The organism is Pseudomonas cremoricolorata DSM 17059 = NBRC 16634, from assembly GCF_000425745.1.
In the GTDB taxonomy this organism is placed as follows: domain Bacteria; phylum Pseudomonadota; class Gammaproteobacteria; order Pseudomonadales; family Pseudomonadaceae; genus Aquipseudomonas; species Aquipseudomonas cremoricolorata.
This window is the reverse complement of record NZ_AUEA01000002.1, coordinates 84139-98119: the sequence shown is the minus strand read 5'-3', so window position 1 is coordinate 98119 and position 13981 is coordinate 84139. Positions and strand designations below refer to the sequence as shown.

The following is a 13981-nucleotide window of genomic DNA, read 5'->3' as shown; positions in this document are numbered from 1 at the left end:
GCACTGGCCGTCCTGGCCAAAGGCGCTTGAGCTGCTTGGGGTAGGCAGGCGTGGCAGGCGAGTGAAGTAGCCATGGCCTGCTTAGTGATGACTGGCCGCGCTAGAGGAAAGTTCGACTGATTTCAGGCGATTGTTCCGAACGGTGCGCGGGCCGAATTTGAGTGTAGGAGAGAAGGGTGATAAGAGCGTGACCCGTTGGTCACTTTTCGTTATTTAACCGACGGGATGCCTTGGGCAGGCTGTTCGCGGCTTGAGCCGCTACTACAGGACCACCACGTTCCAGGAATGGGTTTAGCCGCGATGGCCTGCGTCGCAGGCCCAGTTCACACGACCACCGTTCACTGATGCCGCTGCAATGGCGCCTCACTCGCACCCCGCTCATCGTTCACTTCAGCTTCCTTGAGCGGCACTTCACCGATCTGCAAGGCACGCTCGATCGACAGGCTGTCGCCCTGGGCCTGCAAGAGGGCCTGCAATCGCTGGAAATCCCCGCACCAGAGGGTTTCGATGTCGCGGTCGCGCTGCCGATCACGTTCGGCGTGCAGAGCCACTGCGCGCACTTGCAGGCGACCGCTTTCGGCCTGTCCGCCGACCTCGACGCCGTAGCCCGGCGTGGCTGGCTTGCGCAGCACCACGCGACCGGTCTGCGCCCAGCCGGTGGCCATGCCTTCACGCACTTCGTAGCCAAGGCTAGCCAAACCTTGCAGCACCGCCTGGCGTCGCGCCTCGGCGGCCAGGGCGTTGGCATGCTCGGCCAGCACCGCCTCGGCGCGCTCGATCAGTGCGTCGAGCTGCGCGGTTTGCGTCTGGTTGGTGCACGCATCCAGTTGCGCCAGCAGCTCGCTTTGGGTGTCAGGCAGCAGTTCGGCGATCTCGCCGCTCAAGGTGTGCAGCTGTTCCAGGCGCTCACGGCGTTGTTCGCCGCTACGGGTGGCGGCGGCCAGGTCGAGCACCAAGCTGTCGAGCAGCAGATTGCGCTGGCCCCCGGCAGGCAACGCCTCGGCGCGCTGCAAAGCGCCGAGGAAGGCCACGGCAGCGTCATCGCCCTGCAGCAGCTGCAGCTCGACGATGTGCCGGTCGATGCGTTGCAGGCGCGGGTCGCGAGCCTCGTCGCTGCCGTGCTCGGCCAGCCACTGGGCATAGCTGGGCTGCTGCTGGCCGTCGTGCAACCGCTCAGCGAGCTGTTGCTGGGCCAGCGACAGCGGGGCCTCGGCTTCAGGCACGGCGAGCAGGGCGAAGGCCTGAGCCAGGCGCTGCTCGGCATCGGCCTGGGCCGGGCGTGCGGCGAGTTCATCGAGGTCACGCAACGCCGCCGCACTGGCAGGCGTCCCCGGCACCGCTGCCAGTGCCTTGTGCAGTACCGCGGCGTTGTCCTGCACCCGGCGTTGCCGCTGGCGCTGCTCGGCGCCGCGCTCGATGGCCTGGGCCTGGCGTTCGCGCAGGTCGCGCTTGAGAAAGGCTTGCTCCACCGCCACGGCGTCCTGCACCTCCCGGAAGCGATCTTGCGCCAGCAGGGCGCGCAGGCGTTGGTCGCGTGCCTCGATCGCGGCGAGCTGAGTGGCGTCGAGCGTACCCAGGCGCTGCGCCTGGGCCTGCCAGCGCGCGGTGGCCTTGTCGAGGCGCTGCAATGCGGTTTCGCACTGGGCGAGGATTTCTTCGCGGGTGACGATGCGCACCACCTTCGGACCACTCATGGCGTCACCTGTGTTGGCGTTTGAGTTTCGGCTGGCGGGGTGCCGGCAGCAGCGGCAAGTGCCTGTTCGATGGCCGCCTGCAAGCGCGCCTGTTCACCTGCCGGGTCGTGGTACCAGGCTTGCGAGGACACCCGGTGCAGGTGCGCAATGGCCCGCCCGAGCACCTGCGGGCGCCAGATTTCCCGCGCCCTGGCCCGCGCCAGCAGGCCGTGGCACGGCGCGTCGCACTCGATCCCGATGGCGTACAGGCCGGTGCCGGGGTCTTCGATGGCGAAATCCAGGCCGAAAGCATCGCCTGCACTGGCCGGGGTCGCCAGCCAGCCCTGGGCGGCGATGAACGCCGCCACTTCCCTGACGAAGCCGTCACTGGCACCGGCCTGAGTGCGCGGCGCGGCGCTGCTGCGGTCGGTTTGCAGGCGCTCGAGCAGGCGGGCGCCGTTGTCGAACTCTCCCGCCGAGAGGCTGCGGGCGTACTCTAGATACCCTTGCAGGTAGTCACGCGGGCTGCTCGGTGCACGCTGGGTGTTGAGCATGTCGGAAATGTCGCCAATCGGCATCGAGGTGATCATCACCACCTTGCGCCGGGCGCGGGTCACCGCAACGTTGAGCCGGCGCTCGCCGCCGGTCTGCCCGAGTACGCCGAAGTTGCGCCGGAAGCTGCCCTGGGCATTGCGCCCGAAGGTGGAGGAAAACACGATGATGTCGCGCTCATCGCCCTGGACGTTCTCGACGTTCTTGACGAACACCGCCATGTTCTCGCCGTCTTCGCTGCGTTCGCGTTCCTCGGCGTAGGCGGCGCGGAACGCGGGGTCTTGTTCGGCGCGTTGCTCCAGGCAGTCCTCGATCAGTTCGGCCTGCTTGCGGTTGAAGGTCACCACGCCCACCGAGTCGCGCTCGGCATAGGGGCGCTGCCACAGGGCGGCCAGGTAGTCGACCACCCGTTCGGCTTCGGTCGGGTTGCTCTGGTTCTGGTAGATGCCCTGAACCTGAATCAGCTCAAGCGGCTTGATGCGCAGAATGTTGGCCTGCGGATGACGCACCGGCACGTTCAGGCGGTTGCCATAGAACGAGGCATTGGAGAAGCCGATCAGTTCGCGGTAGGCCGAGCGGTAGTGAATCTGCAAGGTGGTGCTGGGCAGGGCATTGCGCGCCAGTTGCAGCAGGTCTGGGCAGTCTTTGATCTCGCGGCGGTTCCAGGTGTCTTCGAAGGCCTCGCGCTCCTCTTCGTCGGCGTCTTCATCAGGCTCGTCGCCGTCGAACAGCTGCGCTTCGTCGCTTTCCACGCGGCTCGAGAAGAACGCTGTGGGCGGCATTTGCTTCTCGTCGCCGCTGACCACCGTGACCTTGCCGCGGAACAGGGTCGGCAGGGCGAATTCCACCGGCATCTGCGAGGCTTCGTCATAGATCACCGTGTCGAACAGGCCCTGGGTCAGCGGTAGCACGCGGCTGGCGACGTCGGGGTTCATCAGCCAGACCGGGCGCAGCTCCATCAGCCCCAGGCGACTGCCCATTTCGATGAATTCACGCAGGCGCCGCGAGCGCTTGCCGGTCAGCCGGGTGACATCCTCCCACTGCTTGCGGTTGCCCAGGCGGCTGAGGTCGATGCCCTGGCCGAGCAGGCTGCGGTTGAGTTCGCGCATCTGCGCATCGGCTTGGGCCAGGTTGGCGATCTTGGTCTGGGTCTCGGCCTGGCTGAACAGCAGTTCGGGGTTGGCCTGCTCGATGCGGTGCTTCCAGCCCAGGCGTGCTTCACGCTTGAGCAGGCGGCGCACGGCGGCTTCGAGCTGGTCTGCCGGGATGTGCTCGAGCGCGTCCTGACGCTGGCGCAGCAGGGCCAACAGGTGCAGCTCGTCGCTGCCCAGTTGCCCGGCGCGGGCGCGAAAGTGCTGATAGGCCGGTAGGCTCGGCAGCGCCTGTTGCAAGGCGTGAAGGACCGCCTCGTTGCTCTGGTTGTGCGCCAGCGCCGTGGCCAGTTGCGCCTGCAATGGTTCGCTGAGCCATTGGCCGAGAGCCTGCAAGCTGTGCTGGCTGGTTTCCCGCGCGGCCTGGCGCAGCAGCGCAGCGTCGAGGTCATCGAACAGCGCCTGAAGCTGCGCCGGCTCGCCACTGAGCGCGGCGGCATCGCTCTGCGCAGCGCGCGGCGAGGCGGCCAGCGCCGCCGCCAGGCGTTCGACCTGCTGCACCTGGCTGTGCACGCTGTGCACCGCCCCCGGCAACTGCAAGCCGCCCTCGCTGGCTTGCACTGGCAGGCCAAGCTGCTGGCGGATGCTGGTGAACTGGTCGTGCAATGGGTACCAGGCCAGTTGCAACTGCGCGGCACTGGCCAGCGCGGCCAGTTGGGCAGGCTCGGCCTGTTGCCCCTGCTGGCGCAGGAAACCTTGCACGCGGTTGCGCCGCAGCCAGTGCAGCGGGTTGAGCCAGCGCGGCCAGCCAGCAGGGGCGAGCAGTGCCTGGCTGTCGTCCAGCATCTGCCGCAGTTGCCCACGGGGCATGGCGGCCAGGGCCGGGGACACACTGGGCTGGTAGTGCCCGGCGTCCAGCTCGGCCAGTCGCTCTTGCACCTGCTGCAACTGCGCCAGCAGCTGGGCGCCGCGCAGGGGCTGCTCGGCACGCTGCTGACGGAACAACCCCAGCCACTGCGCCAGACGCTCACGGCTGGCGGCATCGAGGCTCAGCAGGCGCTCGGCATGGGCGGTGCGCCAGGCGCGGTAGGGCGCCGGGTCGTCGACCTCGAAGCTGGCCGGGTGTGCCTGCAAGGTCTCCAGCCGCGCCTGCTCTGCGGCGCAGAAGCGCGCCAAGCTGTCAGTAAACGCCTGCACGCTGGCGGCATCGGCGGCGAAGCTGCGCAGTTGGGCGAACGGGCTGCCCTCGAACTGTGCCGGCAACCAGTGGCGAATCAGCGGGGCGCAGTGTTCTTCCAGCTGCGCCAGGCGGCCCACATCGAGCGCACCCAGGCGCTGGCGCAGGGCGGGAAATTCCAGTGGCGCAGGCCCTGCCTGCAAGTCGATGAGCTCACCGAGCAGGGCGCGGTAGCTCAGGCCGGTGGCCGGGTCAGGCTGGTGCAGGCTGTGCTGGAAGCGGTCGAGCTCGCCTTCCAGTGCTTCGATGCGCGCGGCCACTTGCTGGCGCTGATGCTGCACGCTGTGCGGCGCGCCAGCCGGGTCGAGCAGCGCTTCGAGTTGCTCGCGCACGCTGCGGATCACCGGCTCGCGGTCGCGGTTGATGTCGTTGAGCATGACGATGCGCTGGCCCAGCCCCTCGGCCACCAGGCGCTTGTACACCACCTCCAGCGCCGCGTGCTTCTGGCAGACGATCAGCAGGCTGCGTTGGCGGCCGATGGCATCGCCGACCATGTTGACGATGGTCTGGCTCTTGCCGGTGCCGGGCGGACCTTCCACCAGCAGGCCCGGAGCCTGGCGCGCCTGCAGCACCGCCGCTTCCTGCGACGGGTCGCTGGCGACGGTGAAGAAGCGCTGCAGTTCGCCGACCGCCTGCACCTGTGCCGGGGCCTCATCGCTGCGCAGACGCAGGGCGGTTTCCAGGCCCGTGCCGGCCGGCGACAGGCCTTTGAGCAGGCGCAGGTCTTCACCGATCGCCTGGCCCATGAAGGTGACGTGGAACAGCACGGCCGCGCAGGCCAGTTGATCCTGATACGGCGCAAGCTCGACGCTGCTGGCAGGCAACGGGCCGAGGCTGCGCGACAGCGTGCCGGCGAGCAGGCCGAAGGCGTCCAGCACATCGCCTGCGCGCAGCGACGAGCGACCCAGCAGTTCATCGGCGATGCTGCGCCAGCGCTTGCACGCCTCGACCCCGAGCACGCCTTCCAGGGCCGGGTTCAGGCGCACTTCTTCACGTTCACTGTCGAAGGCCAGGGCTGCCTGGCCACGGCGGCCGAGTTCCAGTTGCAGCTTGACCGGCCACAGCAGCAGCGGCATCAGCCGCGGTCGTGCGGTGCCGCGCGGGTCACGGCTGAGCAGGAACGGGAAGCCCAGGTACAGGCCGTCGATGCCGGTATCGCGGCGATACAGCGCACTCTGCCGGTACAGCCCGTGCAGGCGCGACTCCACGGTATCGTTGCTGGCGAAGCATTCCGGGTCGAGGGTCACCTCGCGGGCGTTGCGTTGCAGCAGGTGGTCGAGCAACGCCGCGGCCGGGCGGCGCTCGCTGTGCAGCTCGTTGAGGTCGACCCGCGCGGTGGTCTTGCCGATGCTCATGCGCACCAGCGGCCCGCGCAGCACGGCGTTGACCACCTTCTTTTCGAAGTAATCGAGAATCTGCGCCACGTATTGCTGTTTCTGCGGCTCCAGCCACTGGCTGGAAGGGATCGCCAGCAGCACCAGGGCATTGGCCAGTGGCATGCGCCGCTCGAGGCGGAACTGCTCGGCCCACTCATCGACCGTGCCCACGCCGCAGCGGGCGAAGCCCTGGATGCGCTGGTCGATGGCCCTGAACAGCTCGCTCTGGCCCTGCTGCAACAGCGCGCTGGCAGCCTCGGCCTCGAACCAGCCGACCTCGGCGCTGCGGGCAAGCTCGGCTGCCTCATTGACGATCGACTCGGCCGAGCGGAACTGGCCGAGCTCGGCACTGAGCAGCACGATCAGGTCTTCTTCGGCGATCACCCGGCGCTGTGTCAGTGACACCACACCGGAGTGGTCGCTGTCGGGGAACAGGCGCTGACGGGCCTGCCATTGGCTGGCGAGGTTGGCGCGCGAGGTCGACAGCAGGTAGATACGCAGGGTCTGTTCGTCCAGCTCGATGTGCTGGTGCAAGGCGCGCTGACGCACGTTCTGCGCGCGGGTCTTGAGCCGCGACAGCCAGGTGTCGGTCTGCAAGTGTTCGAGCAGGTCGGGCACCGCGCCGCTGATCAGCCGGTAGCCTTCCAGCGGATGCTGCAGCAGCCAGCCAGGGGTGACGATCTCGCCCTGGTAGATCAGCGGAATCTGCGGGTTGAGCAGTTTCAGCGCCAGCATCAGGCGCAGGTCGTCTTCCAGACCCTCGTGCTGCACCACCTGGCGCAACCCGGCGAGCACCGTCGAGGGCAGGCCCTGTTGTTCTGCCCAGGTCACCAGCACACCGCGCAGCAGGTGATCGAGGGCCTGCGGCCAGTGCTCGGCCTGGGCGGCGGCGAGGGCGAAGATGCGTGGGTTGCGGTACTGCTGCTGACCGAGCTGCACGGTGGCGCCTTCGCGGTCATCGGCCTGTTCACCGGCGCTGGCCGGGGCCTGTACCGGCTCACCGGCCAGCCAGGCACTGACCTGCGGCCATTGCCAGCGCTGGTGGCGGTCGCGTGCGAGCAGGCCGCGCAACAGCAGGTGCAGTTGCGGGTCGAGGTCATCGGGCAGCGGCACACCGTTGGCCAGCACATGAATCAGGTAAGCGTTGGCGTTGATCCCGGCAAAGCACGCGCCGTGGGTCAGCTGTTCGAGCAGGATCATGCCCAGGCTCCACCAGTCCGAGGCCGCCGCCACGCCACCGGCCACAGCTTCCGGGGCCATGTAGCGGCTGGTCTCCAGTGGCGAGACGATGTCCAGGTCGAACTCCGAAAGCCGCGCCGAGCCGAAACCGCTGATGACCATGTCCAGCGGCTCGCGGCTGCGCAGCAACAGGCTGGTGGGACGCAGGTCGCGGTGGCGCAGGCCGGCTTCGTTGAACGCGTGCAGGGCCTGACCCAGCTCGCGCAGCACGTTGCGCACGCTGTCCAGGTCGTCGAGCACGCTGCCCAGGTCCGCCAGGCTGCCGGCCAGCGCTTCGCTGACCTCATAGGCGCGATCGTGCCAGCGGCCGGTGACGAACAACTGCGGCACGTGCTCAAGCGGCAGGCGGCGCAGCACGTCGTAGATGGCCGGGTCCGGCTCGGCGCCGGCGCGGTAGAGGGTCAGCACCGCCTGCTGGCCGGTGTCGCGGTGGCGGGCGTGGTAGCGCTCGCGGATGCCGTCGGTGTTGCTGATCTGCTGCTGCAACTGCCAGCCGTCGATCTCGCTGGCTTCATCTGCGCTGTGCTCGACGGTCGCCGGCTGGATGACAGCGTCGCTGCCGGCAGCGACGCTGGCTGGGGCGGCGGCGCCGGTTTCGATGGCGCTGGCGCCGCAGGTCAGGCACAGCAGGTCACCCGGTTCGAGGGGGTGGCCGTTGCTGCAGGTGGGCGTGGCGGAATCGGCAGCGGCTGGGGCACTTTCAGCTGCGGCGGCCGACGCTGGCGCAGGCGTTTCTTGCGCAGGCGTTGTTTCGCCAGGCGATCCTGCGGCAGGCGATCCTGCGGCAGGCGACCCTGCGGCAGGCGATCCTGCGGCAGGCGACCCTGCGCCAGGCAACCCTGCGCCAGGCGCGGGCGCCGCCGACCTGATCGGTTCGGCAGACAAATCCCAGCCACACGGCTGGCCGTGCACGCTGCCGGCGCAGAACAGCTCGTCGAGGCCGCGCTCGGTGTGGCAATTGGGGCAAAAACGAATCATCGGTGAACTCCACTCAGCGCCGCGGTCGGTGCGCGCTGGTCTGAATCTGGTGGCCCTGGGCTTGCAACAGATCGTGCAGGCGCAGCAGGTCGCCACGTTGGGGTATGCCAGCCATCCACACGCTGCCCGCCTCATCGAACATCACGTCGAGGGCCTTGTCGGCCGCCTGCAAGGGACGCTCGTAGCTGCCCAGACGTTCCCGTCCAAGCGCCGTCAGCAGGCTCAGGCGCTGGTTGTCGCTGCCGCGCAGGGCCAGGGTTTGTGCGCTGTCATTTTGGAATGGGTCGCTGATCAGCGCGTCGATCAGCCCTTGGGCCTGCTGCAACTGCGCCTGCAATTCCTCTAGTGCGTAGCCGCTGTAAACCAGAATGTCGCCGCCGCTGCGCTGGCGCAGGCCGCGCAGCAAGTGCAGCAACGCATCGAACTGCTCGAACGGCTCGCCCCCCGACAGGGTGATGCCGTCGGCCTCGGCCAGCCACGGGCTGATCTGATCGAGCAACGCCTCGACGCTCAGCCAGCGCTGGCCGGCACCCCAGGTGTCGGCGGAAATACAGCCCGGGCAGCGGATGCTGCAGCCTTGCAGCCAGATCCCGACGCGCCTTCCCGGCCCCAGCGTGGTCACCGGAAAGTGCACCCGTGACAGGCTCAGTTGCAGGCTCAAAGACGTTGCACGGTAAGGCCGGCGAGGTCGACGGCGGTGATGCTCAGCGCTTCGCCGGGCTTGATGTCCTGGTCGAACAGCACCCGCGCCAGCGGGTTGAGCAGGCGCGCTTCGAGCTGGTTGCGAATGCCGCGCCCGCCATTGGACAAATCTTCAAGGCACAGCGCGCGCAAGGTCTGCTCGGCCGGCTCGCTGAGGCTCACCTGATAGCCTTGGGCGTGCAGGTCGGCGAAGGTGCCGGCGACCATCTGCTGGAAGATCTGCGCCGCCACATCCTCACGAATGAAGTCGAAGACGATGATGTTCTCGCCGATGCGGTTGAGGATTTCCGGGCGGTTGAGCACCAGTTTGAAATAGCGCTCGATTTCACTGTTGACCTTGTCCTGGACCTGCTCGAACGGCTCGGTGGGCAGCACGTTGGCGACCCGCTCGCCGTTCTCGCCCTGGCGGTATATGCCCAGGTTGGAGGTGAAGACGATCAGCGCTTCGGAAAAGTACACCCGGTCGCCGCGCCCGGAGGTGAGCACGCCGTCGTCGAGAATCTGCAGGAATTTATCGAGGATGCGCGGGTGGGCTTTTTCGATTTCATCGAACAGCACCACGCTGAAGGGTTTTTCGCGGATGGCGTTGGTCAGCTCACCGCCAACGTCGTAGCCGACATAGCCCGGCGGTGCGCCAATAAGGCGCTGGTCGGCGTGCTCGGCACTGAACTCCGACATGTCGAAGCGAATGTAGGCGCTTTCATCGCCGAACAGCAGGCGCGTGATGGTCTTGGCCAGTTCGGTCTTGCCGACCCCGGTGGGGCCGGCGAGGAAGGCCACCCCGCGCGGGCGATTGCCCTTGCGGCTGGCGCCGACGCCGGTGAGCGCGCGCTTGACGATGTCGAGCATGTGCGTCACCGCGTGCTGCTGGCCCTTGACTCGCTGCTGGACGATGCCATGGGCGTCGCGGATGCGCGTGCGGTCCAGCTGCAGCCACGGGTCTTCGGTGACGCCGACCTTGTAGCGGCGCACGGCGTCGGCGATCTGAGTCATGTCCACGCCCTCGACCCGCGCCAGCTGGGCGATGGCGCTGAGGTCAAGCAGCAGCAGCCCTTCGGTGTTCTCGACGAAGGCCTCGACCGCCTGTTGCAGGGCCTCGGGCTCGGCGCCCTGGCTGCCGGCAAGGCCGCGCAGCAACGCCGGAGCCAGGGCGCGGCGGCAGCGCTGGTCGGGCTTGCCCACCGGCACGTGGCGCAGGCGCGGGTTGTCCACCAGCAGCCAGTCGGGCAGATCGCCTTCCTTTTCCACCAGCCACAGCACGCTGTTGAAGAACGGTTTGCGCTGCTCGCCCGCCGGGCGGCTGCGGGCCTGGTGCGATTGCACCAGGGCCTGGGTGAACAGGCGATGCTCGGTGGCGCTGAGGTTGTCGTTGCGCACCGCCAGGCGCGAGGCGAAATCGATGATCAGCGCCACCGGCTCCGCGTTGTGCGCCACCAGGCGGCTGAGGGTCGCGCCGAGCAGGTCGATACCGGCCGGGGCCACGCCATCCACCGGGTTCAGGCCAAAGCCGCGCAGCACGCCATGGCTGGCACTGGGGTCACCGCCGGGGCGGGTCAGGGCGCTGAAACCGGCCACAGGGTCCCACAGCAGGACGTGGCTGTAGCCACTGTCGAGCAGCGCGGTGCACAGGGTCTGGTTGAAGCTCTGCGCGGTGACGGCGCCGGGCGCGACCTCCGAGGCTTGCAGGTCACGGATGTTGCCTGACAGCACGAACTGGCTCTTGAGCGGCAGAAAGCGCAGCAGGTCGCGCAGCCAGCGTGGACGTTCGAATTGGGCAATCCCTGTCATGTGCGTACTCGCAGCGCTGGTCGATAGGGCAGGGTATTGCTGGCAACGCGGATTTTCCAGTGCTGATGTAAGAATGTGTCTTGGTTTTCGTCAGACATATAGCTGGCCGCTGTGCAGCGGGTGCTGGCGCGTACAACGCGACGCTGGCATGCCAGAAGACCATCTACCGCGTGGCTTGCGGCCGATCATCCGATTTCATCCGGCGCGCCTGGCAAGGGCTTGCTTCCCGCTTCGCTTAGGCTACGGTTGCCGATGCGAGATCGGATCAATACGTCTTTAGTCGAAGGAGCGAGCGACATGAGAATCCGTGGTGACCAGTTCTGGTCATGGGCTGACCCCAATCTGCACCATCGCCGGCATGACGAGACCCTGAGCAACGGCACCTGTATCGATGTGCAGGTGCGCCTGTCACGCACCGGCGCCACGCAGTTGTTCCTGGGTATTTACGCGGTGTCCGGCGCGGCCCTGCATGAAGAAGCCTTCGACGCCCGCCCCGGTGAATCGATGACCCGCGCGCTGGCCTGGGGCGTTGCGCGGGCCCGCGCCATCGCCGCCGGCACAGGGCTGGTCGCTGGCGTGGAGAGCCTGCCGGCGCAGCGCCTGCGCGCTGGGTTGCGCTGATTGTGCGAAGGCGCACTGGCCGCGTCAGGTTGTGTCGTTGCCCTCTGCTAGGCTCGGCGGATGTCCGCAGCCAAGGAGTGGCGCATGAAGTATGTGGTCATCAAGGCCCACCGCAGCGAGTACCCGCAGCCGATCTGTTTCGACAAAGGTGCGCTGCTGTCGGTTGGCCAGCGCTTTGAGGGCAACGACGGCTGGCAGGACTGGTTCCTGTGCACCTGCCCGGCCCAGGAGCCGGGCTGGGTCCCGGCGCAGATCATCGAAGCCCTGGGCGTCGGCCAGGGCCGCGCTCGTGAGCAGTACAACGCCCACGAACTGGACGTAGACCCCGGACAACTGATCGAAACCCTGCGCGCGCTCAATGGCTGGTACTGGTGCCGGCGCCTGAGCACCGGCGAGCTCGGCTGGCTGCCGAGTGAGGTGCTGCATTTGCAGGGGTGATCGGCTCAGGCCGTGCTCACCCAGGGCGGCGGGCGAGCGGCTGTCGTTGGCAGTTGCGCAGGCGCCGGCAGCGGTTCATGCAAACCCCGCAGGCCACCTCGAGCTGAGCGAGTCGACTCAGAAATCGTCTTTCGGACTCTTTTTGAAGGTCCAGTCGCTCAGGTTCTTGTTCTTGTCCGCCAGCAGGGCCTGGCAGGCATCCTTGAACTGCTGCTTGTTCGCGTCCTTGGACAAGCTGGCCAAGTGCTGTTCGTACTGATCTGGCGCGCAGGTGACTTCGGTGGCTTGCGGTACTTTTTCTTCCGAGCAACCTGCCAGCAGTACGGCGATGCCCAGCGCCGCGCTCAGTGAAGTCCATTTGCTCAACATGTCTCGTTCCTTCCTCGATGGTTTGGTTGCACAGAGCGGGCTAGGTGGAGCCCGCGCTAGCCTAACGGCGGGCTTAGGAAATTGCCACATGGTGTTACAGCGGCGGCGAGTCACGGCGTATCTGATCTGCTTTTTTTCCACGAACCTGCATCTGTAACCGTATCAGTCACAGGCGGAAAATGCCTACCAGCCCCAGCCATTGATCTCGGCCTGTGCTGGGCAGGTCGCACTGCGCCGCTGGTGGCGCGCGTCGGCCAGGCCGTTCGTTCTCCGCAGAGTAGAGGTTCGCAATGGGCAAGATGGCATGGTTCATAGGTGGTTTTCTCGTGCTGGCAATCGTCGTTGGCCTGCTCGGCACCATCCCGCCGGGTTGAGACCCGCGCTACACGGCCTGCCTCCCTCGCAGGCAGGCCCGCTGCTGCCGTCCTGGCAGCACGCGTGCACCTCGCCCGTGTCAATGGGTTCAGGTCATCACTCTTTCATGTCTGGTCGGTTAACCTGCGCGGCGTTCCAGGTGGGAGGAAGTGCGGGTGATCATGCGACACGATAACGGGATGACGGCCATCGGCCAGTGGCGTAACCGGTTCCTGGGTTTGCCCGGTTTCCACGAAGACGACTACCAGCGCGCCTTGCTGCAGGCGCAGGCGCTCGAGCACGACGGGGTGATCAGCACCCGCGAGTGGATCGAGCTGGTTCGCCAGGCCAACCAAGCGCTGATGACGGTGCGATAAGGCGATCGTTGCCAGGGAAATCTGTCCACAAAAAGCGTGGGTAGGTCTGTGGATAACGCGCTGGATGCCATGATCGCCAAGGCTTGGCGCGGGTTGGACATAATTTGTACAGGTGCCGTTGGCCGTGCACACGGCGCAATAGGCAAAGGCTGCCCGGCGTCGACGGAGCGGTTTTGCAAGGCTGTGAGCTGGAGTTCGCACAAATTGCCAATAGTGGCTGAACATTAGGTTTGGATTGCTGCTTGTGCTCGTTCGCTGGCATAGAAGGCAATTGTTTCGTGTAGCGCCTTTGTATACTGCTGATCCCCTTCAAGGATCAGCCCCATGCAAGCACTGGTCATGGACTACGCCCACGGCGACGCCGTGGCCGAGCACTGTCACAGCGAAGACCAACTGATCTACGCCGCCTGCGGGGTCATGCGCGTGAACACGGCCGCAGGCAGCTGGGTGATCCCGTCAGGCCACGCGCTGTGGATGCCGGCAGGGGTGGAGCATGCGGTCCGCATGGAAGGCTCGGTGGGCATGCGCACCTTGCTGTTGCCCGCGCGCATCGAGCGCTGTGAAGTGATCGTGGTCTCGGGTTTGTTGCACGAACTGGTTCTGGCCGCCTCGCGCTTGCTGGAGCGTGAAGTCAGCGCCTCGGCACGGGCGCTGATCTTCGACGAACTGACCATGGCCCAGCGAATTTGCGCTTTCGTGCCCGTGCCACAGCACCGGCGCCTGCGCGCCTGGTGCGAAACCTTCCTCGACGACCCGGCGCAGGAGGTCAGCCTCGAGCAGTGCGGGGCACGCCTGAACCTCAGCGCGCGTAGCGTCGCCCGTCTATTTCAACGGGAAGTGGGGATGACCTTCGGTGAATGGCGCAGCCATGCGCGGGTCATGCTCAGTCAGCGCTGCCTGGCTGCCGGTCAACCGATCCTCATCGTCGCCCTCGATCATGGCTACCAGAGCGCCAGTGCCTTCGCGGCGATGTTCAAGCGCGTGCTCGGCCATAGCCCGCGGCATTGGCAGTTGAACACCCTGCAACGACGCGGTGGGTTGCGCTGAGCGCCACGCTGTCCATTTCGCGCGCATGCTTGTCCGTCACGCGGCGGCGGCCGCTCGAGCGCCTTGGTTAACCTCGCTTCACCTTCGATGATGCGATGTCGCCATGCCCACAGTTGCCCCCTTCAACGCGATAGTCCTG

Annotated in this window: 8 protein-coding genes and 1 pseudogene; 4 read left to right on the top strand and 5 right to left on the bottom strand. The window is 66.9% G+C overall.

The window, feature by feature from the left end:
* Positions 1–338: 338 nt before the first annotated feature.
* The 4 genes and pseudogenes from H618_RS0102950 to H618_RS0102935 all read right to left on the bottom strand — a co-directional run bounded on the left by H618_RS0102950 (position 339) and on the right by H618_RS0102935 (position 10703).
* Positions 339–1694, bottom strand: a complete 1356-nt coding sequence (locus tag H618_RS0102950; protein WP_028693644.1) for a hypothetical protein — start codon at positions 1692–1694, stop codon at positions 339–341.
* Positions 1691–8146, bottom strand: a complete 6456-nt coding sequence (locus tag H618_RS0102945; protein ID WP_028693643.1) for an AAA domain-containing protein — start codon at positions 8144–8146, stop codon at positions 1691–1693. The genes H618_RS0102950 and H618_RS0102945 overlap by 4 nt, the downstream gene beginning before the upstream one ends.
* A 13-nt stretch (positions 8147–8159) precedes the next feature.
* Positions 8160–8801 (bottom strand): 4Fe-4S single cluster domain-containing protein, encoded by a 642-nt coding sequence (locus H618_RS0102940; RefSeq protein WP_028693642.1) that lies wholly within the window; start codon positions 8799–8801, stop codon positions 8160–8162.
* Between the two features lie 2 nt (positions 8802–8803).
* Positions 8804–10703: pseudogene (locus H618_RS0102935) on the bottom strand (AAA family ATPase).
* Positions 10704–10933: 230 nt separating this feature from the next.
* Between H618_RS0102935 and H618_RS0102930 the strand changes: the two are divergent.
* Together H618_RS0102930 and H618_RS0102925 are read left to right on the top strand one after the other, a co-directional pair.
* Positions 10934–11257, top strand: coding sequence for a hypothetical protein (locus H618_RS0102930; protein ID WP_028693640.1), 324 nt, complete (start codon positions 10934–10936; stop codon positions 11255–11257).
* A gap of 84 nt (positions 11258–11341) precedes the next feature.
* Positions 11342–11695, top strand: a complete 354-nt coding sequence (locus H618_RS0102925; protein ID WP_028693639.1) for an SH3 domain-containing protein — start codon at positions 11342–11344, stop codon at positions 11693–11695.
* A gap of 117 nt (positions 11696–11812) precedes the next feature.
* Here H618_RS0102925 and trbK read toward each other — a convergent pair whose 3' ends face one another.
* A complete protein-coding gene (gene trbK / locus H618_RS0102920) occupies positions 11813–12064 on the bottom strand; it encodes an entry exclusion lipoprotein TrbK (RefSeq protein ID WP_028693638.1) in 252 nt (83 codons plus the stop codon).
* A 536-nt stretch (positions 12065–12600) separates the two neighbouring features.
* Between trbK and H618_RS0102910 the strand changes: the two genes are divergently transcribed.
* Both H618_RS0102910 and H618_RS0102905 read left to right on the top strand, forming a co-directional pair.
* Complete coding sequence (locus tag H618_RS0102910) at positions 12601–12795, top strand: hypothetical protein (protein WP_028693637.1); 195 nt, start codon at positions 12601–12603, stop codon at positions 12793–12795.
* A gap of 324 nt (positions 12796–13119) precedes the next feature.
* A complete protein-coding gene (locus H618_RS0102905; protein WP_028693636.1) occupies positions 13120–13842 on the top strand; it encodes an AraC family transcriptional regulator in 723 nt (240 codons plus the stop codon).
* The last annotated feature ends 139 nt before the right edge of the window (positions 13843–13981 follow it).